This is a genomic window from Micromonospora sp. NPDC049662, from assembly GCF_040675055.1.
Taxonomy (GTDB): domain Bacteria; phylum Actinomycetota; class Actinomycetes; order Mycobacteriales; family Micromonosporaceae; genus Micromonospora.
On the sequence record NZ_JBFAOC010000002.1, the window covers coordinates 113,135 to 137,510 of the forward strand.

General features: G+C 72.2%; 20 protein-coding genes. 11 read left to right on the forward strand and 9 right to left on the reverse strand.

The genetic code is table 11. The annotated features are described in order from the left end of the window. Window positions 1–182: 182 nt before the first annotated feature. Both AB0J36_RS02355 and AB0J36_RS02360 read right to left on the reverse strand, forming a co-directional pair. Complete coding sequence (locus tag AB0J36_RS02355; protein ID WP_357172033.1) at window positions 183–1,433, reverse strand: DUF222 domain-containing protein; 1,251 nt, start codon at window positions 1,431–1,433, stop codon at window positions 183–185. Between the two features lie 541 nt (window positions 1,434–1,974). Then, window positions 1,975–2,454, reverse strand: a complete 480-nt coding sequence (locus tag AB0J36_RS02360; protein WP_357124143.1) for a helix-turn-helix domain-containing protein — start codon at window positions 2,452–2,454, stop codon at window positions 1,975–1,977. Between the two features lie 107 nt (window positions 2,455–2,561). Between AB0J36_RS02360 and AB0J36_RS02365 the strand changes: the two genes are divergently transcribed. Continuing rightward, complete coding sequence (locus AB0J36_RS02365; RefSeq protein WP_357171948.1) at window positions 2,562–4,103, forward strand: MFS transporter; 1,542 nt, start codon at window positions 2,562–2,564, stop codon at window positions 4,101–4,103. Between the two features lie 75 nt (window positions 4,104–4,178). Here AB0J36_RS02365 and AB0J36_RS02370 read toward each other — a convergent pair whose 3' ends face one another. Next, window positions 4,179–5,045, reverse strand: coding sequence for an oxidoreductase (locus AB0J36_RS02370; protein ID WP_357124149.1), 867 nt, complete (start codon window positions 5,043–5,045; stop codon window positions 4,179–4,181). Window positions 5,046–5,194: 149 nt separating this feature from the next. Between AB0J36_RS02370 and AB0J36_RS02375 the strand changes: the two genes are divergently transcribed. Then, the gene (locus AB0J36_RS02375; protein ID WP_363660046.1) at window positions 5,195–5,737 is read left to right on the forward strand and encodes a TetR/AcrR family transcriptional regulator; all 543 of its coding nucleotides are present in this window, start codon (window positions 5,195–5,197) and stop codon (window positions 5,735–5,737) included. A 92-nt stretch (window positions 5,738–5,829) separates the two neighbouring features. After that, window positions 5,830–6,861 (forward strand): medium chain dehydrogenase/reductase family protein, encoded by a 1,032-nt coding sequence (locus AB0J36_RS02380; protein WP_357396299.1) that lies wholly within the window; start codon window positions 5,830–5,832, stop codon window positions 6,859–6,861. 6 nt (window positions 6,862–6,867) lie between these two features. Here AB0J36_RS02380 and AB0J36_RS02385 read toward each other — a convergent pair whose 3' ends face one another. Further along, window positions 6,868–7,668: an RNA polymerase sigma factor SigF gene (locus AB0J36_RS02385; protein WP_357124158.1), complete on the reverse strand. Its 801-nt coding sequence runs from the start codon at window positions 7,666–7,668 to the stop codon at window positions 6,868–6,870. 285 nt (window positions 7,669–7,953) lie between these two features. Here AB0J36_RS02385 and AB0J36_RS02390 point away from each other — a divergent pair, with 285 nt between their 5' ends. Then, window positions 7,954–9,168, forward strand: a complete 1,215-nt coding sequence (locus tag AB0J36_RS02390; protein ID WP_357396296.1) for a PP2C family protein-serine/threonine phosphatase — start codon at window positions 7,954–7,956, stop codon at window positions 9,166–9,168. Window positions 9,169–9,235: 67 nt separating this feature from the next. Then, window positions 9,236–10,303, forward strand: a complete 1,068-nt coding sequence (locus AB0J36_RS02395; protein ID WP_357171945.1) for a DUF2855 family protein — start codon at window positions 9,236–9,238, stop codon at window positions 10,301–10,303. A gap of 5 nt (window positions 10,304–10,308) precedes the next feature. On the opposite strand, the gene AB0J36_RS02400 is transcribed toward AB0J36_RS02395, so the two are convergent. Further along, complete coding sequence (locus AB0J36_RS02400; RefSeq protein ID WP_357171944.1) at window positions 10,309–11,109, reverse strand: SDR family oxidoreductase; 801 nt, start codon at window positions 11,107–11,109, stop codon at window positions 10,309–10,311. Between the two features lie 225 nt (window positions 11,110–11,334). Here AB0J36_RS02400 and AB0J36_RS02405 point away from each other — a divergent pair, with 225 nt between their 5' ends. From AB0J36_RS02405 to AB0J36_RS02415, 3 genes are read left to right on the forward strand one after another with little or no spacing between them, the layout of a single operon-like run. Next, a complete protein-coding gene (locus tag AB0J36_RS02405) occupies window positions 11,335–13,167 on the forward strand; it encodes a sigma-70 family RNA polymerase sigma factor (protein ID WP_357171943.1) in 1,833 nt (610 codons plus the stop codon). Continuing rightward, window positions 13,167–13,799 (forward strand): DUF305 domain-containing protein, encoded by a 633-nt coding sequence (locus AB0J36_RS02410; RefSeq protein ID WP_357171942.1) that lies wholly within the window; start codon window positions 13,167–13,169, stop codon window positions 13,797–13,799. The genes AB0J36_RS02405 and AB0J36_RS02410 overlap by 1 nt, the downstream gene beginning before the upstream one ends. Then, window positions 13,786–14,481 carry a hypothetical protein gene (locus AB0J36_RS02415; RefSeq protein WP_357396291.1) on the forward strand — a complete coding sequence of 232 codons (696 nt, stop codon included), beginning with the start codon at window positions 13,786–13,788 and terminating at the stop codon, window positions 14,479–14,481. The genes AB0J36_RS02410 and AB0J36_RS02415 overlap by 14 nt, the downstream gene beginning before the upstream one ends. An 8-nt stretch (window positions 14,482–14,489) precedes the next feature. Here the strand turns inward: AB0J36_RS02415 and AB0J36_RS02420 are convergent, their stop codons facing one another. Continuing rightward, window positions 14,490–15,047 carry a GNAT family N-acetyltransferase gene (locus tag AB0J36_RS02420; protein WP_357124180.1) on the reverse strand — a complete coding sequence of 186 codons (558 nt, stop codon included), beginning with the start codon at window positions 15,045–15,047 and terminating at the stop codon, window positions 14,490–14,492. 113 nt (window positions 15,048–15,160) lie between these two features. Here AB0J36_RS02420 and AB0J36_RS02425 point away from each other — a divergent pair, with 113 nt between their 5' ends. Genes AB0J36_RS02425 through AB0J36_RS02435 form a run of 3 tightly spaced genes read left to right on the forward strand, consistent with a single transcriptional unit; the run spans window position 15,161 to window position 18,632 of the window. Further along, entirely contained in the window at window positions 15,161–15,871 is a 711-nt protein-coding gene (locus tag AB0J36_RS02425) for a siderophore-interacting protein (RefSeq protein WP_357396288.1), read from the forward strand. Beyond that, complete coding sequence (locus tag AB0J36_RS02430; RefSeq protein ID WP_357396284.1) at window positions 15,868–17,124, forward strand: MFS transporter; 1,257 nt, start codon at window positions 15,868–15,870, stop codon at window positions 17,122–17,124. The genes AB0J36_RS02425 and AB0J36_RS02430 overlap by 4 nt, the downstream gene beginning before the upstream one ends. Continuing rightward, a complete protein-coding gene (locus AB0J36_RS02435; RefSeq protein ID WP_357396282.1) occupies window positions 17,121–18,632 on the forward strand; it encodes an MFS transporter in 1,512 nt (503 codons plus the stop codon). The genes AB0J36_RS02430 and AB0J36_RS02435 overlap by 4 nt, the downstream gene beginning before the upstream one ends. Here AB0J36_RS02435 and AB0J36_RS02440 read toward each other — a convergent pair. The 3 genes from AB0J36_RS02440 to AB0J36_RS02450 are packed head-to-tail and all read right to left on the reverse strand — an operon-like array spanning window position 18,629 to window position 24,268. Further along, the gene (locus AB0J36_RS02440) at window positions 18,629–21,496 is read right to left on the reverse strand and encodes an FAD-binding and (Fe-S)-binding domain-containing protein (RefSeq protein WP_363660047.1); all 2,868 of its coding nucleotides are present in this window, start codon (window positions 21,494–21,496) and stop codon (window positions 18,629–18,631) included. The two genes, AB0J36_RS02435 and AB0J36_RS02440, sit on opposite strands and share 4 nt — an antisense overlap. Before the next feature lie 25 nt (window positions 21,497–21,521). Next, complete coding sequence (locus AB0J36_RS02445; protein WP_357396276.1) at window positions 21,522–22,697, reverse strand: anhydro-N-acetylmuramic acid kinase; 1,176 nt, start codon at window positions 22,695–22,697, stop codon at window positions 21,522–21,524. Window positions 22,698–22,708: 11 nt separating this feature from the next. Next, complete coding sequence (locus AB0J36_RS02450; protein WP_357171935.1) at window positions 22,709–24,268, reverse strand: sodium:solute symporter; 1,560 nt, start codon at window positions 24,266–24,268, stop codon at window positions 22,709–22,711. Between the last annotated feature and the right edge of the window lie 108 nt (window positions 24,269–24,376).

Here is a 24,376-nt window from a genome sequence, read left to right on the forward strand (position 1 = left end):
GACGCTGTCGAGAGAGCAGCAGGCCGTCGTGCTCGTGCGGTCCGTGCCCGTGCGTGCCCGTGCCCGTGCCGCCCATCTCGCAAAACTGTCAGTGGCGTGCCTGTTTCCTCTTCTGCGCACGGACGCTCCTGGTCGCGGGCATGGTTCGCCTACTGAAGGTCTTGCTCGTCGGACGGGTTGGCTTATCTGCGTCGGTGGTAGTGGTTGCGGCGTGGGACTTGTTCGGGATCGAGCCACGCCGGTGGGACGAACACCGGGTGGCCGTCACCGCCGAGTCGGACGTGCCAGTCGCCGTGATGGATGTGGCGGTGGTGGTGGCCACAGAGGAGGACGGCATTGTCGAGGCTGGTCTCGCCGCCATTTGCCCAGTGTCTGATGTGGTGGGCTTCGCACCAGCGGGGTGGGCGGTCGCAGCCGGGGAATGCGCAACCACGGTCACGTAGGACGAGCGCGCGGCGCAGCGGCCCGTTGATCAGGCGACGTTGTCGACCGACGTCGAGGACCTGTCCGGCGCTGTCGAGGACGGTGGGCAGGATGGCGGCGTCGCAGGCGAGGCGGCGCACTGTATTCGGGGTCAGCGTGGGGCCGGTGTCGAGAAGGCCGCCGCTGAGCTGCCGGGTCAGCGTGTCGTAGGCGGTGGTGACGACGAGCTGAGCGGAGTCGCCGCCCCTGGTGGGCAGCTCCCCGGTGCGCAGGGCGAGTCGACAGATGTCGGCGAGCGCGTCATGGCGGCGCTGGCCGGGACTGCGTGTGTCGTCGAGGCCGGTTGGTGCGGTCAGTGGATCGATGGCGGCGCGGAGCAGGCCGGCGGTTTCGGCGTCGAGGGTGCCGGTGAGGCGGAGGCGGCCGTCGGTGAGGGTGGAGAGACTGACGTGGCGCTCGCGGGCGGCGCGCCGGGCTTCGGCGTCGAGGGCGGCCTTGGCGGTGGCGTCGGCGGTCTCGGGCGCGACGTGGTCGAGGATGCGGGTGCCGAGTTTGCGCAGCAGGGTGGGCTCGAATTGCCCGGCCCAGTCGACGAGCACCGTGACGGCCTTGTCGGCGGCTTCCGGGCCGGCGGTAGCGTGAACGGCGGTGACGGTGTCGATGATGACCCGAGCCTGGTCGAGCGTGATGTCGGCGTCGGCCAGTGCCTGTCGTATCGCGGGGTGGCCGGCGTCGAGGGTGCTGGCGAGGTCGACGAGGCGGCGGGCCGTCGGGTTGGTGAGGTGGAGGCGTTCGCGCAGCCATATCGCCGTGGACGACGCGCCTTGAGCGATCGCCGTTCCCCTGCCGTCCAACTCTCGAATCAGGGCCAGTTTGACGGCGGCGAGGCGCTGCTCGGTGCGGTGTGCGGCGTCGAGGGCGGCGATGAGATCGTCCGCGGGAAGGGCCCAAACCGCCGTTTCGGCGCAGGCCACGACCGCAGCCTCTGCCTGCGTCAACCCCTCCAGCATGACTTGAGAATAGAACACCTGTACGACAATTCTACGACCAAGATCGATCGGTGCCTGGTGCCTGGTGCCTGGTGCCTGGTGCCCGGTGCGCGGTGCCCGGTGCGCGGTGCCCGGTCCGGTGCGCGGTGCCCGACCGCCCTGGCCGCACCGAACGGCTGCCTGATTGCCCCCGACCACACCGAACGACAACCTGACCGCACCGACCGCCTGACCGCATCGACCGCCTGAACGCCGCACCGACCGCCCGACCGCACAGACCGCCTGAATGCCGCACCGACCGCCTGACCGCCGCACCGACGGGGCCGGTGGTCCCGAACCGCCCCGACTGGCCCTGACCGCGCCGAGCGGCCTGACCGCGCCGAGCGGCCTGACCGCGCCGAGCGGCCTGACCGCCCCGAGCGGCCCCGAGCGCCCCAAGTGGCCCCGAGCGCCCGGAGCGCCCCGAGCGCCCCGAGCGCCCGGAGCGCCCCGAGCGCCCCGAGCGCCCCGAGCGCCCGGAGCGCCCCGACCGCCCCGAGCGGCGGCGGCAGGCCTGGCTGCGTCACTGTCGGCGGATCAGGCCCGGTCCCGCGGTGATGTCGATCTCGCCGTCCTCGACGTCGTGTCCGGCGGCGCAGCGGAGCACCGCGCGGACCGGCTCGCCGCAGTCGTGGTGGGTGGCGCGGATGCCGGGGCCGGCCTCGTCGGCGCTCCAGGTGTCGCCCCAGTTGCGCAGCGCGGTGATGACGGGCAGCAGGTCGTGGCCCTTGCGGGTGAGTTGGTACTCGTGGCGGGTGCGCTGGCCCGGCTCCCGGTAGGGGATTCGTTCGAGGAGGCCGGCGGCGACCATCTCCTTGAGTCGGGCCGCCATGGCGGGCTCGCCGACTCCGACGCGGCGGACGAAGTCGTCGAACCGTCGCGTGCCGAGCAGTGCCTCCCGCATGATCAGGATGGTCGAGCGGCTGCCCACGATGTCCATCGCCCGTGCGACGGAGCAGTTCTCCATCGACCAGGATTCGCGGTCGTCCCGTAGGTCCTCCATGTCATCCAGCTTACCTGACTTGCGTTGACGCTAGCCAGGTGATTCACTGGGAGTCGCCTGACTTGCTCACATGTAAGCCAGCGTGAACTCCGACCCGAGGACGTCCAGTGACCACCAGCAGCACGGTCCCGAGCGGAACCGCCGTCAGCACCCGAGCCGCCGTTCGCGGTTCCCGCCCGGTGACGCTGATCGCCATGTGCCTGGGCGCGATGATCACGTTCCTGCAGATCACCGCCACGGTCTCCGCCCTGACCACGATCCAGGCCGACCTCGAGGTCGACCCGACCACCGTGATCTGGATCCCCAGCGCCTACACCCTGGTTGTGGCGAGCCTGGTGCTGTCCGCCGCCACCCTGGGTAACCGCTACGGACGCCGGCGCATGTTCGGCGTCGGCATCCTCGCGATGATCGCCGGCGGCGTCGCCGTGGCCAGCGCGCCCACCGTGGCCTGGGTGATCGTCGGGCAGTTGGTCGCCGGCCTCGGTGGTGCCCTGATCCTGCCGAACAGCCTGGCGATCCTCGGCGCGACGTTCACCGACCCGCACCGCCGGACCGAGGTCATCACCGCCTGGTCGGCCGCCTCCGGCATCGGCCTGGCGATCGGCCCGCTCATCGCCGGTGCGCTGCTGCGTCAGCACTCCTGGCACAGCGTCTACGTGTCGACGATCGTGCTCGGCGTGGTCACCCTTGTCGTCACCGCGATCGGGGTGGCCGAGTCGCGGCCCAGCGCGGGCCGACTCGACCTGCCCGGACTGCTGCTGGGCACCGTCGCCATCGCCGCCGCCGTCTACGCCATGATCCAGGGCGGACGGGACGGCTACACCAGCGGAGTCGTGTCGACCGCCTGGATCGTCTCGGCCGTCGCGCTTGTCGCGTTCGTGCTGATCGAGTTACGCACCAGCGCGCCGATGCTCGACGTACGGCTGTTCCGTTCGGCGTCGTTCAGCGCCGTCATGGTCGTCGCCGCGGTGTCGCTGTTCGGCTTCACCGGTGTGGCGATCCTGCTCGTCCTCTTCCACGAACGTGCCCAGGCGCTCAGTCCGCTGGACACCGGTTGGCGGATGCTGGTGCTCTTCGGCGCGTACGTCCTCGTGGCCTTCGCCGCCGGGCGGGCCATCCGGCGTACCGGATTCAAGGCGCCGCTCACCCTCGGCCTGGTGCTCGGCGCGGTGGCCGCCTTCGGGCTGGCGGCGCAGGGCCCGACCACGACGTTCGACCACCGCTGGGCGCTGTTCGTGCTGTTCGGCGCGGCCAGCGGTCTGGTGGTGGCGCCGGCGACGGCGGCGGCGCTGGCCAGCGTGGCTCCCGCCCAGGCCGGCATGGCCTCCGGCGCGGTCAACGCCTCCCGGCAGGTCGGCTCGGTGCTCGGCTCGTCCCTGCTGGGCACGCTGCTCACCACCACGATGGCGGCCGACCTGCCGGACCGCCTCGCCGCCCACCAGGTGGGCGAACCCACCCGCAGCGCCGTGCGGGCGGCGGTCGCCGCCGGCGCGACCGGCGACCAGCCGCTGCCCGAACCGGTCCGGTCGGCGCTCGCGGAGGCCATGACCTCCGGAGTCCAGGCCGGTCTGCGGGTCACCGGCATCGTCTTCCTCGTCACCGCCGTCCTCGCGCTCACCCTCATCCGCAACCGCCCCCACCAGCGCTGACGCGAGCCCCGCCAGCGCCGGGCCGCCGCCCGGCAAGCACGAGCCGGGGGTACGCGTCAGCGCCCGGTTCCGCGATCAGCCGCCGATCGTGTCGAGGTCCTCGATCGCGTCGGCCGGCAGCGTCAGGTCGGCCGCGGCGAGGTTCTCCCGGAGGTGCGCCAGCGTCGACGTGCCGGGGATCAGCGCCATGGCGGGGGAGCGCTGCAGCAGCCAGGCCAGCGCGACCTGCTGCGCTGAGGCGCCCACCCGGTCGGCCACGGCGTTGAGCGTGTCGGACTGCAACGGCGTGAACCCGCCGAGCGGGAAGAACGCGGCGAAGGCGATGTTCTCCGCCGCGCACCGGTCGACGAGCGGGTCGTCCTGTCGGTTGGCGAGGTTGTAGAGGTTCTGCACGGTGACCACCGGGGCGATGGCCTGGGCCTCGTCGAGCTGGGCGAGCGTGACGTTGCTGAGCCCCAGGTGTCGGATCAGGCCCTCCTGTCGCAGCTCGGCCAAGGCGCCGAACTGCTCGGAGAGGGGATCGTCGCCGGTGCCCTCGGCCACGCCGACCCGCAGGTTGACCACGTCGAGGACGTCCAGGCCGAGGTGCCGGAGGTTGTCGTGGACCTGGGCCTTCAGCTCGTCCGGTCGGAGCGCGGGGAGCCAGGAGGCGTCGTCGCCGCGCCGCGCGCCGACCTTGGTGACCAGGTGCAGATCCTCGGGGTACGGATGCAGCGCCTCGCGGATCAGCTCGTTGACCACCACCGGACCGTAGAAGTCGCTGGTGTCGATGTGGCGTACGCCCCGGTCGACCGCCTCGCGGAGAACGGCGAGAGCCTGCGCGTGGTCGCGCGGGGGGCCGAAGACGTGCGGGCCGGCGAGCTGCATCGCGCCGTAGCCCATCCGGCTCAGGGTGAGGCCGTCGGCGGGAGTCAGTGCGCCGCCAGGAAGATTGTCGCTCATGTGGTCCCTCTATCCGTTGTCGTAGCGGTTATGCGCACGACAACTCTCCTTCGTCTCCGCCCGACCGGCAGGGCGAGGTCTTCCTCAGCGTGACGCGGCCCGGGACGGGGGCTTGACGCGGCGTTGTTTGTGAGTGCACACTTACAAACATGCGATCCACCGCCGAGGCCCGTCGGGCCGTCGTTCTGAACGCCGCCGTGTCGGCCTTCGCACGTACCGGCTTCCACGCCACGCCGGTCACCGCGGTCGCGGCCGCCGCCGGCATCTCCGAGGCGTACGTCTTCCGGCTCTTCGCCGGAAAGCTCGGGTTGTTCGTGGCGGCGGCCGAGGCGTGCTTCGAGCGGATCGTCGCGGCGCTGGAGATGGGCGCGGAGCGCGCCGGGGACGCCGGCCCGGACGAGATCCTGGACGCGATGGGCCGCGCCTACGCCGAGTTGATCTTCGACCGCGATCTCCTGCTGCTCCAGGTGCAGGCGCAGGCCGTCACGGACGTCCCCGAGATCGCCGCGGCGGTGCGGGCCGGCTACAAGCGCGTCGCCACCTTCGTGCAGAACCGGTCCGGCGCGGGCGATGCCCAGGTGCAGCAGTTCTTCGCGTACGGCCAGCTCTGCCACCTGATCGTGACGGTCGGCCTGGAGCAGGTGCCCGAGCCGTGGGCCCGGGCGCTGACCGCCGGCATCCAGCACCCCTGATTTCGACGTCCCACCACGGGCCGCTGCGGCGGCCCACTTTTTCCACCCGACATGTGAGTGAGTGAACACTCACGAACCAAAGGAGAGTAGCGATGACCAGCAGCGAGATGATCACCGAAGTGGTGCTGCCCGGCGTGGTGGAGCCGGATGGGCTCCAGATCAACCGACGCTCCATGCCCGTACCGGCCGCCGGACAGGCGCTCGTTGAGGTCGAGGCCACCGGCATCTCGTACGCCGAGCAGAGCATGCGCCGGGACCTCTACCCCGGTCAGCCGGCGTTTCCGTTCGTACCCGGCTACGACCTCGTCGGCACCGTTCGCGCGGTGGGACCGGGAGGTGACGCCTCGCTGGTCGGCACCCGGGTCGCGGTGGTCACCAAGACCGGCGCCTGGACCACGCACGCCGTCGTGGACGTCCACGACCTCACGCCCGTACCGTCCGGCCTGGATCCGGCCGCGGTCGAGACCGTCGTCGTGAACGGGGTGACCGCCTGGCAGATGCTGGACCGTGCCCAGCTGCGGTCCGGGCAGACCATCCTCGTGCACGGCGCGAACGGCGGTGTGGGGACGGTCCTCGTCCAACTCGGACGCCACCTCGGGTTGCGGGTCATCGGTACCGCGGCCCCGCGACACCACGAGGCGCTGCGGGCGCTCGGCGTCGAACCGCTCGACTACCGCGCCCCGGACCTGGCCGCACGTGTCCGGCAGTTGTCTCCCGACGGTGTCGACGCCGTCTTCGATCCGGTGGCCGGACCGGGCGTACGCACCTCGTACCGACTGCTCGCCCCCGGTGGCACGCTCGTCGTCTACGGCAACGCATCGGCCAACGGTGCCGCACGGTCGATCGTCTGGGTCTTCGTGAAGCTGCTGGCCCGCCTCTACACCTGGAACGCCCTGCCGAACGGCCACCGGGTCGGCTTCTACAACTTCTGGGCCGGCAGCCGCACGCGCGGCGCGGCGTTCCGGCGGCGGCTGCGCGCCGACCTCGGCAGCGTGCTCGACCTGCTCCGGCAGGGCGTGCTCGTGCCGCAGATCGCCGCCCGCTACCCCCTGACCGAGGTCTCCGAGGCGCTGGCCTTCGCCGAGGCCCGCACCCGGCCGGGCAAGGTGGTGCTGGAGCCCTGAGCCGGCTCAGCCGGCCTCCTCGCCGAGATGCCCGCGCAGGCTGACCAGCGCCCGGGTGAGCAGCCGGGAGACGTGCATCTGGGAGACGCCGATCCGCTCGGCGATCTGGACCTGGGTCAGGTTGCCGTGGAACCGCAGGCTGATGATCCGGCGCTCGCGTTCGGGCAGCGTGGCGAGCGCCGGGCCGAGGGCGACGCGGAGGTCGACGAGGTCCAGTTCGTGGTCGTCCACCCCGAGGGTGTCGCCGAGTTCCAAAGTGCCGTCGGCGCCCATGGGCGCGGACAGGGACGTCGTCCGGTACGCCCGGGCCCCCTCCAGCCCTTCCAGCACGGCCTCCTCAGAGACGTCGAGGTGGGTGGCGATGTCGGCGACCGTCGGCGAGCGGCCCAGGGTGTGCGTCAACGTGCTGTTGGCGGCGCTGATCGACAGCCGGAGTTCCTGGAGGCGGCGAGGGACCCGTACGGCCCAGGTGCGGTCCCGGAAGTATCGCTTGATCTCGCCGACGATGGTGGGGATGGCGTACCCACTGAAGTCGACGCCGCGGGCGGCGTCGAAGTGGTCGACGGCCTTGACGAGACCGACCATGGCGGTCTGCGTCAGGTCCTCGTCGGGCACGCCGCGCCCGGAGTAACGGCGGGCCAGGTGGCGGGCGAGCGGCATCCACGCCTCGATGGCACGGTCCCGCAGGGCCGGTCGGCGCGGATCGTCGGCCGGGGTGGTGACCAGTTCGACGATGAGTTGTTCGGTGCTGGCGGTGCTCCGACGGGTGGTGCCGGTGCCGGTCGTGTGCTCCACAGTGGTGACCATGAAACTGGTCCTCTCCACGGGTGCCCATCAGCGAGGTCGACCGGAGAGAGATCCGAACCGGCTGCCGCCGGAGCGCATGGACGGACGGCTGCGCTGTCGAGGAGGGTCCACAACCCGGGCCTCGCCACCGCGTCATGTCGTTCACGTGCCGGCCCCGACGCTACCCGAAAGTGCCAGCCATTACTAGCCGAAAGTATGAGTGGGTCAAGGTAGGGCGAGGTCAGGCGCACATTGGCAGTTCGCTTCCGGGCTTCTAGGGTGGTCAGGACACGGGGGAGGTGGAGCGTGGTCGACGCTGGCGACGCGGCGCGTTGGCTACAGCTCAACGCACCCCGGGGTGGCCCCGACGAGCTGTCGCTCCTCGTCGCTCGGGTGGCCCCGGCGATCGGCGCCACCGAGATCGTGATCTACCTGGCGGACTACACCCAGTCCTGCCTCGTGCCCATGCCGGACGCCGGTCCGACCCGGGACGAGCTGACGATCGAGACGACCCTGGCTGGACGGGCGTTCACGACCCTCGACGTGCAGCGAGCCGCGGACAGTCCGGACCGACTCTGGGTGCCTCTGCTGCTCGGCTGCGAGCGGCTGGGTGTCCTGGAGGTCGTGTCGCCGGCCGCTGGTGACCCGGCGTTGGACGGGCCCGCCTGGGAGTTGGCGGTCAACGTCTCCCAGGTCCTGGTGAACCGCCGGCTCTACGGCGATGTCGTCGAGCGGATGCGACGTCGCCTCCCGATGCAGGTCGCTGCCGAGATCGTGTGGGGGCTGCTGCCGCCGCTGACCTTTGCCACCGACGAACTGGTGATCACCGCGATCCTCGAACCGTGCTACGACGTCGGCGGGGACATCTTCGACTACGCGCTCAACGGCGACGTGCTCAGCGTCGGACTCTTCGACACCTGCGGGCACGGCATCAAGGCGAGCACCCTGGCCTCGCTGGTGGTCAGCGCGTACCGCAACGCCCGCCGGTCCGGCCTCGACCTCGTCGACACGGCGATCAGTGTCGACCGGTGGGTGCGCTCCGAGCACCCCAGCTACTTCGCGACCGCGCTGCTCGCCGAGCTGGACCGGCGGACCGGCCGACTCAAAATGATCAACGCGGGCCACCCCGGCGCCATGCTGCTGCGCGCCGGCAAGGCCATCCGGGAGCTGCCGGGGCCGACCGCGCTGCCGCTCGGCCTGGGTCACCTGACGGCGGCCAGACCCGAGGTGTACGAGGAGGAGCTGCACCCGGGCGACCGCATCCTCGCCTACACCGACGGCATCACTGATGCGCGCAGCGCCGACGGGGAGCGGTTCGGGCTGGACCGGCTCGTCGACTTCGTCAACCGTGCCCTCAATGACCGGCTGCCCAGCCCGGAGACGATGCGCCGCCTGGTGCGTGCCGTCCTCGCGTACCAGGACGAGCAGCTCGACGACGACGCCACCGCCCTGATCCTGGAGTGGCAACCGCCGCACGTGCCGCTGGGGCACCTGCGTCACGTCACCGTGCCCCACCCCTGACCGCCGAGTGGGATTTTGCACTCCCAGTGCACTTGTCTGGGGTTCGGAGGCTGTCTAGCGTCACACCATGGCTGACTCGTGGACCTTCGCCGTGGCCCGTGACGATCTCTCCCGGACCACGCTCACCGACGACGACGTGCCCGAGTTGCCCGATGGTGCGGCGCTGCTGCGCGTCGACCGCGTCGGCCTCACCGCCAACAACGTGACCTACGCGGTGCTGGGCGAGGCGATGCGCTACTGGGAGTTCTTCCCGCCCGGCCCGCGCGGGCTCGACGCGCAGTGGGGGCTCGTCCCGCTGTGGGGATTCGCCGAGGTGGTCGCGTCGACGGTCGCCGACGTCGAGGTGGGCCAACGGGTCTACGGCTATCTACCGTCCGCCGCCCACCTGGTGGTCCGGCCGGACCGGGTGGACGCGTCCGGGTTCCGCGACGCGAGCCCGCACCGCGCCGAGCTGCCCTCGCCGTACAACGCGTACCGGGCGACCAACGGCGACCCGGCCTACCAGGCCGAGCAGGAGGATCTGCTGATCCTGTTCCGGCCGCTCTTCTTCACCTCCTTCATGCTGGCCGACCAGGTCGTCGACAACGACTTCTACGGCGCGCGGTCGCTGGTGCTGTCGTCGGCGTCGAGCAAGACGGCGTACGCCGCCGCGTGCGAACTGCACGGCCGCGGCGCGCGCCTGATCGGGCTCACCTCGCCCGGCAACGTCGCGTTCACGCGGTCACTGGGCTGCTACGACGACGTCGTCCCGTACGACGCGATCGACACCCTCGACGTGGTCGACACCGCGTACCTCGACCTGTCCGGCGGGCCCGCGACCCGGGCCGCGCTCCGCGAACACCTCGGCGACCGGCTCGTCCGGGACATCGCCGTCGGGCTCACCACCCAGACGCCCAACGCCGACGCCGCCGGAGAGGTCTTCTTCGCGCCCGTGCAGATGCGCAAGCGCGGTAGGGACTGGGGGCGCGACGGCCTCGACGCGCGGTTCACCGACGCCTGGCAGCGGTTCGTCCCGAAGGTGAGCGGATGGCTCGACGTGCGGGTCGGCCACGGTCCGGAGGCGCTGCGGGACGCCTGGCTCGACGTCCTCGCCGGTCGTACGCCCCCACGGGTGGGCCACGTCATCCAGCTCTAGCCGCGTTACGGCACGATGGCGTCGACGTAGCCGCCGTCGACCCGGACCGCAGCGCCCGTCGTCGCCGAGGCGAGCGGAGAGGCGAGGTACGTGACCATGTTGGCGATCTCCTCCGGCTCGATGAGCCGCTGGAGCAGCGACTGCGGCCGGTGCAGCCGCATGAACTCCCGCTGGGCCTCATCCCACGGGAGGCTGTCGCCCACCAGATCGGCGACGAGGTCCTCCACGCCGCCGGTGTGGGTCGGCCCGGCGAGCACCGAGTTGACGGTCACGCCGGTGCCGGCCGCGGCCTTCGCGAACCCGCGCGAGACGCCGAGCAGGGCGGTCTTCGAGACGCCGTAGTGGATCATTTCGGCGGGGATGACGACGGCCGAGTCACTGGCGATGTACTGCACCCGTCCCCAACCGCGGTCCATCATCGCCGGCAGGTAGGCGCGGGTCAGCCGGACACCGGCCAGCACGTTCACCTCGAAGTAGCGACGCCACTCGTCGTCCGAGATCTCCAACGGCTCGGTCGGTCCGAAGATGCCGAGGTTGTTGACCAGGATGTCGACGCTGGGCAGCAGGTCGAGCGTACGAGCCGCACCCTCGTCGGTCGACACGTCCGCGTCCACCTCGACGACCTCCGCGCCGGGGACCTCGTCGCGTAGCGCCTTCGCCGCGCGCCGCACGCTGGCGGCGGTACGGCCGTTCACGGCCACCCGCGCCCCCGCCCGGGCGAGCCCGACCGTGATGGCCGCGCCGATGCCCTGGGTCGAGCCGGTGACCAGCGCGGTCCTACCGGCGAGATCGATCTGAACCGTCATGTCCCGTCCCCGTCCTTGCGCACCGCACCCGCTTACCGCAGCCTCGACCGTAACGGTGTCGGCCGGACCCGGCAGGGTGAGTCGGACAGCTCACGCCCGACGGCCGCGGCCGGTGTCCGGTCCGAGCAGAAAACCGTAATCTGACCTGCCACCGCTCGTCTCCGATCAGGAGGCGGTCAGCGCGCACAGGCGCTGTTCGGACCGAGCGCACAAGGAGTGGAACCCATGTCGTCAGCCGGTCGGGCAGTTGCCGATCCCGGGTTGGTCGTCGCGGCGCGACAGGGCGACCGGCGCGCTCTCGACGACCTCGTGGCGGCCTCGCTTCCGCTGGTCTACAACATCGTCGGGCGCGCGCTGCGCGGTCACGCCGACGTCGACGACGTCGTCCAGGAGACTCTGGTACGGGTGATCCGGCACCTGCCCACCCTCAACGACCCGGAGGCGTACCGGTCCTGGCTGGTGGCGATCACCATCCGGCAGGTACGCGACTGGGACCAGCGCCGACGCCTCGCCCTCAACCGGGACGCCGGGCTGGACGCGATCCACAACGTGCCCGACCCCGCCTCCGACTTCGCCGGGATGACGATCCTCCGGCTCGGCCTCACCGACCAGCGACGTGAGGTCGCCGAGGCCACCCGGTGGCTCGATCCGGACGACCAGGAACTGCTGTCGCTGTGGTGGTTGGAGGAGACCGGCGAGCTGACGCGTACCGAGATCGCCGAGGCGGCGAATCTGTCGCCGGGGCACGTCGCGGTCCGCATCCACCGGATGAAGGAGCAGATCCAGAGCGCTCGCGGGGTCGTCCGCGCGCTGCACGAACGACCCGGGTGCCCGGACCTGCACGCCGTGACGGCCGAGTGGGACGGCAACCCGAGCCCGCTGTGGCGCAAGCGGTTGGGCCGACACGTCCGGGACTGTGCGTTCTGCGGTCACCTGGGCGCCGCCTTCCTGCCGATCGACCGGCTGCTCGCGGGGATGTCGCTGCTGCCGCTGCCGGCCGGCCTCAGCGCCCACCTCCCGCAGGCGACCGCGCCCATGGCCGTCGCACCGACCGTCGGGCCGTCGTCGAACGTCGCCGGCCTGGCGGCGCACGCGCCAAGTGGCCTGCTGCCGTCCCTCGCGGCTTCGGTGGCGGTGGCGGTCACCGCGGTCACCGCGTTGGTGGTGCTCCTGCCGGCTGATCCGGCCGCCGCGCCGCAGGCCACGCCCTCCTGGGCGGCGGCGCCGCCCGCCTCGCCCACCGTCGTCGCCTCGCCGAGCAAGGCGCCGTCACCGAGCGTCCGTCCGTCGCCCTCGAAGGCGCCGGTCGTGCCGGCGGTCAGCTCCGCGCGCAAGGGCGTGGGGGTGTGGAACTTCGCGGGCGCGAGTCAGGCGTTGGCCAACTCGAAGGCCGGTTGGTACTACACCTGGGGCACCCAGCATCCCGGCATCACCACTCCCAAGGGCGCGGCGTTCGTTCCCATGATCCGCAGCGCGGAGAACGTCAACGCCGGAGAGCTGGCCCGGGCCCGGGCGGCCGGGCCCTACCTGCTCGGCTTCAACGAGCCGGACCTGCCCGAGCAGGCCAACATGACCGTCGACCAGGCACTGGACCTGTGGCCGCAACTGATGGCGACCGGCAGCAAACTGAGCAGTCCGGCGGTCGCCTGGGGCGGGGCGGATCCGCAGGGTTGGCTGGGCAGGTTCATGGCCGGCGCCGACGCCCGGGGCCACCGCGTCGACTTCATCGCCCTGCACTGGTACGGGGGCGACTTCACGACGGCCGCGGCCGTGGACCAGCTCCGGCAGTACCTGCAAGCCGTCTACCAGCGGTACAAGAAGCCGATCTGGCTGACCGAGTTCGCGCTGATCCGGTACGACGGCGGGCGTCAGGTGTTCCCCAGTCAGGAGCAGCAGGCCGCCTTCCTCACCGCGGCGACCAGCATGCTCGGCCAGCTCTCCTACGTGCAGCGGTACGCCTGGTTCGGCCTGCCCGCGACCGACAAGGACAAGTCCGGGTTGTTCAGCGACGGTTCCAAGGCGACGGCTGTCGGCCGCGCGTTCCAGGCCGCGCGCTGATGACCGGTTCCGCGCTCAAGACCCCCGCCTGGCGGATCGCCGGCGTCGCCGTGACCCTGGCCGCGACGACGTTGGCCGTCGGCCTGACCTGGAACGCGAGCCGCCCGGACCAACCCGCCGCGCCCGCGTCGTCAGCTCCCGCGCCGGCCGCGTCGGTGCTGCTCAACGGCACCGACGACGCCTTCATCCAACTGCTGCTCCCGATGGACGAGGGTGTCCTCGCGCTGATCGACCACCTCGACACCCGTCCGTCGGCGACCGACCCCGCGTTGCGCGCCATCCTCGGTGACATCCGGACGGCGCACCGGGCCGAGGCGTCGGAGCTGCGGCGTCTGCTGGCCGCCGGCAACGTCCCCGAACAGAACATCCACGAGGGGCACCAGATGCCCGGCATGGTGACGGACGACCGCCTCACCGAGCTACGCGCCGCCCCCGACGCCGAGGTGCCGTCCCGGGCCGTGGGTCTGCTCCGGGCGCATCTTGAGCAGACGGTGGTGCTGTGCCGGGGCGAGCAGAACGCCGGGGGCAGCCCGGAGGTGCGGGCGCTCGCCGGCCGGATCCAGACGACGCGGGCCGCCGAGCTGAGCGCTCTGGCGGGTCGTCCCGGCTCGACCGGCGATGGGGACCACTGACCTGTACGACACCGTCGGCGGTCCGGCGCGGGTGTCGCGGGCTGCCCATCGTGCCGCGACGACCGGGTACGCGGACAGCGTCCGGCGAGGTCGTACCGGTGGGGCAGGGTCACCCCGCCGGGGTGCCGCGACCACACCGACGGCGGGTTGGCGCGGTGGGCACCGCCGTGCCACGGGTCACGCCACCCTGGTCCGGGCGAGCGCGCTGGTGGGCCTGGGGTGGCTGCTCGCGATTCTCGCCGCGCCGCACGTCACCCTCTCCCCGGGCGGGCGGATGCTCGCCCTCTTCTGCCACCTGACCTGCCTGGTGGTGGGCTTCGGCGCGGTGTTGACGGTGGACTGGTTCAGCCTGCGCTGGCTGTTGCGTCGCGAACCGCTCGACGCCGTGCTGAACGCGGCACGGGCGGCTCACCCGCTCATCTGGCTGGGCCTCGTCGGTCTGGTGGTCAGCGGCGCGGCGTTGGGACCGGACACGTCCTCCGCGCTGGTGTGGGTCAAGCTGGTCGCGGTGCTCGTGGTCGGCCTCAACGGACTCTTCCTCGGCCGGGTACGGGATCGACTCGTCGCGGTCCAGGACGGCCCACGCTGGTCCGCTCTGCTGCCCGGCGTCGCCGCCGCCCTCACCTCCCAGCTCGGCTGGTGGGCCGCGACGCTGATCGGCTTCCTCAGCGCGAATCGCTGATCCGGTGGTCAGCCGGCCGGGTGGTCGGCCTCGAAGCGGGACCGGGTGAGGAACGCGAGCTGGGCGCGCTTGTCCGGCATGTCGATCTCGGCGTCGAAGGTGAACCCCTCGATCTCCAGGCGGCGCAGCGCGAGGTGGTTGCGGACGTCCGGCTCGACGACGATCCGCCGCGCGGCCGGGTCGCGGAACAGGAACCGCGCCAGGGCCGGACCGACCGCGTCGGTGAGACCACGGGCGAGGTGCCGGGCCGGGCTGAGCAGCAGGTGCATCCCGATGTCGCCGGGCTGTACGGCGTACCGCTCGCCGACCGGGTCCGCCTCGGGCTGATAGGTCTGGAACAGGCCGACCGGCTCCCCGTCGACGCGGATCAGGTACGCGTGGTGCGTGGGCAGGCCTTCGACGAAGGTGTAGATCTCGCGGACCTGGTCGAGGGTGTGTGTCCCCATGCCCCAGAACGAGTTCCGGGGCAGCGTGACCCAGCGGTGCAGGAGCGCCGCGTCCCGGTCGGGCGCCACGGGCGTCAGCGTGAGCTCGCCGAGGCCGGTGATCTTCTCCTGGTATGTCATGTCGTGCTCCTTTGCTGCTGCGGGCTGGGATGGCGCGAGGGGGACGCGCGTTCCGCCTGCGGCGAAGGTAGGTTAGCCTGCCCTAACAAAGGTTCGCCTTACCTGGAGGGTGCGTGAAGCGGAACTGGGAAGCCCTGGTCCTCAAGGCCATGGGAGGCCGGGACTTTCAGTTGACGGTGCGGGCCACCGAGTCGGTGGACGGGCACTACCAGCGGCTGCTCCTGGACGACGGCGGCCTGCTGGCGGCGTGCGGCGTCCACCCCACGATGTGGGTCCGACTGTGGTTCGACAACGACGGGCGGGCGCACCAGCGGGCGTACACGCTCGTCGACCCCGACCCGGCCACCGGCCGGTTCAGCCTCGAATTCGCCATCCATGACGGCTGCGCCGCCCGCTGGGCGACCTCGGCGCGGGTGGGCGACACCATCGTCGCCACCGTGCAGGGCAGCGCCTTCGCACTGCCCGACCCCGCGCCGGAGCACCTCTACCTCGTCGGCGACGCGGCCTCCCTGCCGGCGGTCAACAGCCTGCTCGACGCCGGTGCCGACATCCCGGCGACGATCTGGCTCGAGTACGCCCACGAGGGCGAGAAGGCCCTCGCGCCGCGCGCCCGGGCACACCACGACGTCACCTGGGTGCCCCGGGACGCCAGCGGCCAGCACCTCGTCGACACCGTCCGCTCAGATCTGCCGGCCAACGACGCGGCCCACTACTGGGTCGCCTGCGAGGCGGCCACCACCCGGGGCATCACCCGGCACATCCGCCGGACGCTGGGCGTGGACAAGGACCGGCTGACCTCGCTCGGCTACTGGAGAGCCCCGTGAGAGGCCGGCTCGGCACCCTCACCGCGCTGTACGTCACGCAGTACCTCGGCATCGGCTTCATCACCGTCGGACTGACCGCCATCCTGCGCGACGGCGGCACCTCGCTGGACACCCTCGCGCTGCTCCAGGTCGTCGGCGTGATCTGGCCCGCCAAGTTCCTCTGGGCGCCGATCCTCGACCGGTACGGCTCCCGTCGGCACGGCCACTACCGATCCTGGCTGCTCGTCCTCCAGAGCGCCCTGGTGTTGGTCCTGCTGGCCCTGCTGCCGTTTCCCCGTCCGGCCGACGCGCTCGGTCCGGTCATCGCCATCTGCGCCGCGTACGTCTTCTTCTCCGCCACCCAGGACATCGCCGTGGACGCCGTCGCCGTGCGGATGCTCCACGAGGCGGACCGGGGGACCGGCAACGGCATCCAGGTGGCGGCGAGCTACCTCGGCAACCTGCTCGGCGGCGGCGCCTGCGTACTGGTCTACGACCGGTTCGGCTGGGTGCCGGCGGTCGGCCTGCTGGCCGCGATGACCGCGGTCGGGCTGCTGGTGGTGTGGCGGTTCGCCGAGCCGGCCCGTACCGATCGGGTCGACCGCGTCGGTACCGCCTACCGGGCGCTGCTGTCGGTGTTCGGCCAGCCCGGCTGCCGGCGGTGGACCTTCGGCGTCGTGCCACTGGTCTACGTCGGCGCGGGCATGGCGTACGCGCTGGTCACGCCCGCCCTGGTGGACGCGGGATGGTCGTTGGGCCGGATCGGGGTGGTGACCGGTGTGGTGACCAGCGCGCCGGCCATCGTGGCCGGGCTGGTCGCCGGGGTTGGCGTCGGCCGGTTCGGTCGCGGCCCGATGCTCGTGGCCGGCGGGGTGGCCCTCGTGGTGTCGACGACGATGCTGCTGCCGTTGCTGAACGGCCGTGCCCCGCTGGGCGGGACCGTCGTCGCGCTCTGCTGCTTCATGGTGGCCTACACGATCGCCAACGTCGTGCTCTACACGGTCAACATGGACTATTCGCGGCCGGGAACCGGTGGCACCGATTTCACCGTCCTGTCGTCGTTCGGCCTGGTGTGCTCGTTCGTCGCCTCCTCGCTGGGCCTGGCGGCCGCGGACCGGGTCGGCTACCCGCCGGTGGCGGTCGCCGCCGTCGTGCTGGTGGCCGCCGGGGTCGCCCTCGGTCTGGCGCACCAGCGTCGGTTCCCGCGCACACCCCACGCCGCCTCCGACCCGGCGACCGAGCGCGGGTCGACCGGCGTACGGGCGGCGGTGTGACGCTCACCCAGGCGGTCGCCGCTCCCACGGCGTCGGCCCGACCACCACACCGCTGGCTCGTCCTGGCCGTGCTCTGCGTCGCCCAGCTCGTCGTGGTGCTGGACAACACGGTGCTGACCGTGGCGGTGCCGGTGCTCACCAGCGAGCTGGGCGCCAGCACCGCCGACGCGCAGTGGATGATCAACGCGTACGCCCTGGCCCTGTCGGGGCTGCTGCTCACGGCCGGCGCGGCCGCGGACCGGTACGGGCGACGCCGGATGCTGCTCGCCGGGCTCGTCCTGTTCGGACTCGGCTCGCTGGCGGCGGGCCTCGCGAGCAGCAGCGGTCAGTTGATCGCCGCACGGGCGGGGATGGGCGTCGGCGGGGCGCTGCTGGTCACGTCGACGCTCGCGGTGGCGATGCAGGTCTTCGACGGGCCCGAACGCTCCCGCGCCATCGGCATCTGGGCCGCCACCAGCGCGTTCGGCTTCGCGGTCGGGCCGCCGATCGGTGGCACCATCCTGGCCCACCTGCCGTGGGGTGCCATCTTCCTGCTGAACGTCCCCATCGTGCTGGTCTGCCTGCTCGTCGGGCGGGCGCTCGTTCCCGAGTCCCGTGGCACGACCGGGGGCCGGCTCGACGGGTGGGGCGCGACGCTCTCCACCGCGGGGCTGACCGCGGTCGTCTTCGCGATCATCGCCGGGCCGGAGCGGGGTTGGGCCTCGACCGAGGTGGTCGGTACGGCGGGTGCCGGCGTACTCCTGCTCGGCTGGTTCGTCCGCTGGGAGCGGCGGATCGCCCACCCCATGCTGGACCTGCACTTCTTCCGGAACCGGCAGTTCGTCGGCGCGGTGTCCGGGGTCGTCCTGGTCACCTTCGGGGCGACCGGCGCGCTGTTCCTGCTGACCCAGCACCTCCAGTTCGTCCGTGGCTATCCGGCCTGGGAGGCGGGCCTGCGCATGGCCCCCTTCGCGCTGTCCATCGTGCTGCTCAACGTCAGCGGGGTGGCGGCCGCCGTGATCCGTCGTCTCGGGCTGGCCGCCGCCATCGCCGTCGGCATGACCCTGCTCGCGGCCGGCCTCGCGGCGGTGACCCTCCGGTCGGACGACGGGTACGGGGTGCTGCTCGCTGGCCTGCTCGTCATGGGCGTCGGCTGCGCGCTGGCCAACCCGGCGATCGTGGAGGCGGTGATGAGCGCGATCCCGGCCGAGAAGGCCGGCGCCGGCGCCGGAGTGGACGGGACCATGACCGAGGTCGGCAGCAGCCTCGGCATCGCCGTACTCGGCGCGGTCCTGAACGCTCGGTTCGCGGCGCTGCTGCCCGCCGCGCTGGCCGGCGCGGACTCGTTCCCGGCGGCGCTCGCCGCCGCGGGGGAGGGACCGCAGCGGGCGGCCGTGACCAGCGCCTTCGCCTCCGCGCTGGAGACCGGGCAACTGGTCGGCGCCGCTGCGGTACTGGCTGGTGGTCTGCTCGCCGCCGCGCTGCTGCGCCGCGCGCACACCGCCCGAACGCCGACGGCCGGCGGCTAGGCCGGCGGCTCGACCGCCTCGGCGAGCACCTCCAGCACGTGCCGGTACGGCTGTCCGGTGGCCCGACTCATGCCCATCTCGCAGGTGCGGTTGCAGGAGGCGTACGCGTCGTGCGGGCGCTCGTTGACCTCGGCGGCCTGGGCCGCGGTCGCGCCGGCGGTGACCTCGGGGTGCAGCAGTCCCCGGTCACCCGCGAAGGCGCAGCAGCCCCAACTGTCCGGCACGGTCACCGTGTCGGCGACGGCCCGAGCCACCGTGTGCAGGTCGTCGACGCCGTCGAGGTGCACTGTGGAGCAGGTGGGGTGCAGCGCGAGCGAACCGAGTCGCCGGGCCTCGGGCAGCGCCGGCAGCAGGTGCCGCGCGGTGAAGGTGACGCTGTCGACGAAGCGCAGCCCGGCGTACCGCGCCCGGTCTTCCTCGGCGAGCGCGGCGGTCAACTGGGCGAGACCGTGGGTGCAGGACGACGCGTCGCACACGACGGGCAGCCGGCCGTGGTCGCTGGCGGCCCAGAGCACGGCCAGGGTGCGCTCGGCCATCTCGCGGTGCCCGGCCGGGTAGCCCTTGGACTGCCAGGGCGTCCCGCAGCACAGACCCGCCGTGCCGGCCGGTACGACCACCGGCACCCCGGCCAGGTCACACAGGCGCAGGAACGCCGCCGCCGAGCCGCCGGACGGACCGTCCTGGGCCGCGAAGACGCTGCCGATGCAGGCCGCGAAGAACACCGCCTGGGCGTCCGGCGCGCTGCGCGGCGTCGGACGGGACGCGCCGGCCCGGGGGATGTCGTCGCTCCACTGTGGTACGAGTTCGGTGCCACCGAGGGACCGGATCACCCCGGTAGCGGCGCGGACCACCGGCGTCGGGGTGACGTGCGCGGCGTTCAGCCCGACCCGGACACCGGTCACGGCGGCCTTCCAGTGCCGCGCCACACCGGCTGCGGTGCGCTGCGCGCGGGGGCTGTGCCGCTCGGCGCGCAGCCGCTTCATCGCGGCTCCGGTGTCGATGCCGACCGGGCAGGCGGTGACGCAGAGGCTGTCGGCGGCGCAGGTGTCCACCGCCGCGTACGCGTAGTCGTCGGTCAACTCCCGGCGGCGCTCCTCGTCACCGGCGGCGGTGGCGAGGGCGATCTGCCGTTGCAGCACGATGCGCTGCCGGGGCGTGGTGGTGACGTCGGCGGTGGGGCAGACCGGCTCGCAGTAGCCGCACTCCACGCAGGCGTCCAACTCCTCGTCGACCGTCGGGACGGCCTTGAGCTGCCGCAGGTGCACGCTCGGGTCGTCGTTGAGCAGCACGCCCGGGTTGAGCAGGCCGCTCGGGTCGCACAGCCGCTTGAGTTCGCGCATGACGTCGTACAGCTCGTCGCCGTACTGCCGGCGGACGAAGGGCGCCATGGCCCGGCCGGTGCCGTGCTCGGCCTTGAGGGTGCCGCCCTCGGCGAGCACGAGGTCGACCATGTCGTCGGTGAACCGCGCGTAGCGGTCGATCTCGGCCGGCGTGTCGAAGGACTGCGTGAGCATGAAGTGCAGGTTGCCGTCGCGCGCGTGTCCGAAGATCACCGCGTCGGCGTACCCGTGCCGCTCGAACAGCTCGATCAGGCCGTCGCAGGTGCCGGTCAGGCGGGGCATCGGCACCGCGATGTCCTCCAGCAGGGCCGTGGTGCCGGGTGGTCGGGCCCCGGCGACCGCCGTGTAGAGGCCCTTGCGCAGGTGCCAGAGCTGGGCCCGCTCGCGCCGGTCACGGGTCAGCTCGGTGCCGGTGACGGCCGGCAGCCGGTCGAGCACTCGCCGGGCGTCGGCGAGCGTCGCGGCCAGGTGCTCCGCGCTGTCCTCGGCGAACTCCACCAGCAGCGCCGCGTGACCGGTGACGGTCAGCCCGCGCAGGGTCGCGCTCGCGCCGGGGTCGCGCTGGCTGACCCGCAACGCGGCCGCGTCCAGCAGCTCGGCGGTACGCGCGCCGGCGGCGAGCAGGGCGGGCAGCGCGTCGGTGGCGTCGGTGAGACCGGGCAGGATGAGCAGCCCGGTGGCGGCATGGGGGTGGATCTCGACGGTGCGGAAGACGGCCTCGGCCACGAAGCCGAGGGTGCCCTCGCTGCCGATCATCAAGTGGGCGAGCATGTCGACCGGGCTGCGGTGGTCGAGCAGCGAGTTCAGTCCGTACCCCATGGTGTTCTTCATCGCGAACAGCCGCTCGACGGTGGCCCGCGAGCCGGGGTCGGACCGCACCCGGTCGCGCAGCCGCAGCAGCCCGGCGTGCAGCTCGGGTTCGGCGGCCCGCAGCCGCTCGTCGGCGTCGCGGGCGGCGGAGTCGACGACCGTGCCGGACGGCAGCACGAAACGCAGCGACTCCATCGTGCGGTACGCGTTGTCGGTGGTGCCGCAGGTCATCCCGCTGGAGTTGTTGGCCACCATGCCGCCCACCGTGCAGGCGGCCTCGCTGGCCGGGTCCGGGCCGAGCCGACGGCCGTAGCGGGCCAGCCGGGCGTTGGCCTGCCGGATCGTCAGCCCCGGCTGGAGTCGGATGCGCCGCCCGTCGTCGAGCACCTCCGCGTCGCGCCAGTCGGTGCGCACGTCGACCAGGACCCCCGCGCCGCCGGCCTGCCCGGCGAGGCTGGTGCCGCCGCCGCGCAGGGTCAGCGGCACCCCGGCCTCGCGGGCGCCGGCCATCAGCGCGCCCACCTCGGCCGCCGAGGCGGCGCGGACCACCGCCTGCGGCTCGAACAGGTACGGCGAGGCGTCGTGCGCCGCCGCGAGCCGCCGGGGCAGCTCGGCGCTGGCCCGGCTCGGATCGTCGAGGCGGGAGCGCAGCAGGTCGGCGACCTCGCGGGCGCGGACGCCGGCGGCGGTCGGCGCGGGTACGACGGTGCTCATGGGCGGATCCTCCCGTGCGGGGCGGTCAGTCGGACGCGACGATCAGCAGCCTGGTCGGGGCGGTGCCGCCCGGCGCGGGCAGCCGCAGCGGCTCGCGGCCGGGGGTGATGCTGCCGAGCACCGAGGCGTGCCGCGCGCCGGTGCCCGAGGGCAGGGTGCCCGGCAGCCCGTGCACGGTCAGGTAGCCCAGCAGCGCGAACGCCAGCGCCTCCTTGGCGTCCGACGGGACACCCACCTCGTCGCTGGACGTCAGGTCGACGCCCGGCAGCTCGTCGACGAGCAGGCCCATCAGCGTCGGGTTGTGCGCCCCGCCGCCGGAGACCACGAGCCGGGTGACGCCGTGCGCGCGGCAGGCGTCGGCCACCGTGACCGCCGTCAGCCGGGTGAGCGTGGCCAGCACGTCCCGCGAATCCGGGGTGGGCACGTCGGCCAGGGCGGCGAGCAGGTACGGCAGGTGGAACAGCTCCTTGCCGGTGCTCTTCGGGCTGGGCAGCCGGTAGTACGGCTCGTCGAGCAGCCGCCGCAGCAGCGCCGGGCTCACCTGCCCGGCGGCTGCCCCGCGCCCGTCCCGGTCGTACTCCTCGACGCCGCCGCTGAAGTGGCGTACGGCGGCGTCGAGAAGCGCGTTGGCCGGTCCGGTGTCGAACGCGAGAGGGTCGGCGTCCGCTGCGACGACCGTGATGTTGGCGATCCCGCCCAGGTTGAGGGCGGCCGGGATGCCCGGCAGACCGCGCAGCAGCAGCGTGTCGAAGAGGGCGACGAGCGGTGCGCCCTGGCCGCCGGCCGCGACGTCGCGGCTGCGCAGATCGGCCACGACCGGAAGTCCGGTGGCCTCGGCGATCCAGGCCGGCTGACCCAGTTGCAGGGTGCCCCGGACCGTGCCGTCCTCGACCCAGTGGTGCATGGTCTGGCCGTGTGAGACGACCAGGTCGGCCCGCCCCTCGCACAGCTCGGCGAGGGCTCGCGTGCCGGCTGCGGCGAACGCCTGGCCGATGCCGGTGTCCAGCACGCAGATCGCCTCGGTGGTGGTCGGCGCGGGTGGCAGGGCGGCGGCGATCCGGGCCCGCAGCTCGTCCGGGTACGGGTGGCTGAGCCGGCCCAGCGGGCGCATCCGCAGGGTGTCGCCGGTCAGCTCGAACTCCGCGGCGGCGGCTTCGATGCCGTCGTACGAGGTGCCGGACATCAGGCCGATCACGCGCATGGCGGTCTCCTTCATGCCCGGCCCACGGGTGCCGCCGTCGTCTCGTCGTCATCGTCGACGCGGCTGTGGTCGTACGGCGTCGGGGCCGGGTGGAACCAGCTCGACACCACGCCGACGGCCAGGGTGATCAGGACGCCGATCGGCACCAGCCACTGTGCGGCGATGGCGGTCGCGGTGGTGGTGCCGGCCGTCGTCACATCGATCTTGACGTAGCGGACGATGTACGTCATCACCGCGATCGTGACGAGGAACGCGATCACCGCGTCGACCTGGTTGGCCCGCTTCACGAGGCGGCCGAGCAGGAACGCGCCGAGCAGCGCTCCGTAGGTGTAGCCGGCGATGGTCAGACCGGTCAGGTAGACGTTTCCGGTGCTGGAGCTGAACGCGCAGGCGAAGATCGCCATCAGCACCGCCCAGACCAGGGTCATCACCCGGGCGAGCCGGAGCATGGCGTCGTCCGACGGGACCTTCTTGAAGAAGCTGTGGATGAAGTCGGCGACCGTGGAGTTCGACATCGAGTTCAGCGCCGACGACAGCGACCCCATCGCCGCGCCGAGGATGCCGGCGACCAGCAGGCCCGAGATGCCCACCGGCAGGGCGTGCAGGATGAAGTTCGGGTACAGGTTGTCGGTGCTGTTCAGGCCCAGCTCCTTGAAGGTCTGGCCCTTGTTGTACGACCAGAGCAGCGCGCCGACCAGCGAGAACGCCGCGAACTGGATGACCACGAAGATGCCCGAGGAGACCATCGCCAACTGGCCCTCGCGCAGCGTGCGGGTCGACAGGATGCGCTGGACGATGAGCTGGTCCGACCCGTGGCTGGCCATCGCGAAGATGGCGCCACCGATGATCGCGGTCGGCAGCGCGAACGGGCTGGTGAGCACGTGCGCGAGGTCGAAGTTGGTGTCGAAGAGCTGGAACTTGCCGGCGTCCAACGCCTGCGAGTAGCCGTCGAACCCGATGGCGTGGCTGAGCACCGCGACGGCCAGGATCGCCCCGCCGAGGTAGAGGCCCATCTGGATGGCGTCGGTCCAGATGACCGCCTTGATGCCACCGAGGTAGGTGTAGACCACCGTGATCAGTGTCAGCACGATGATGATCGCCTGGTAGCCGACGTTCAGCCCGAACTCGTCGAGGAGCAGCTTGATCGGGATGGCCGAGGCGAACAGTCGTACGCCCTCGGCGAGCAGGCGGGTGAAGACGAAGGTGATCGACGCCAGGCCCTGGAGTTTCAGGCCGAACCGCTCACCGAGGTACTGGTAGGCGCTGACGAAGCCACCCCGCTTGTAGAGCGGGATGAGCACCGCGGCCACGATCACGCGGCCGATCACGTAGCCGAGGGCCAGTTCGACGTTGCCGAAGCCCTGACTGCTGTACGCGCCGCCGGGCACGCTGATCACCGTCAGAACGCTTGTCTCGGTGGCGACCACGGAGAACGAGACGGTCCACCAGGGCAGTTTTCCCTCGCCCACGAAGTAGTCCTTGGACGACTTCTGTTTACCGGACAGGCGTAGTCCGACGGCGGCGATCACCACGAGGTACAGCACGATCACGACAAGGTCGAGTTGACGCACGGTTCACTCCCAACCAGCGGGGTTGTCAATAAGTGACGTTGGCCCACACTAACCCGAAACTTTTTGCCAGTGCCCGTCCGGTCTGGTTACGCTGTGGTCTCAGCCTGC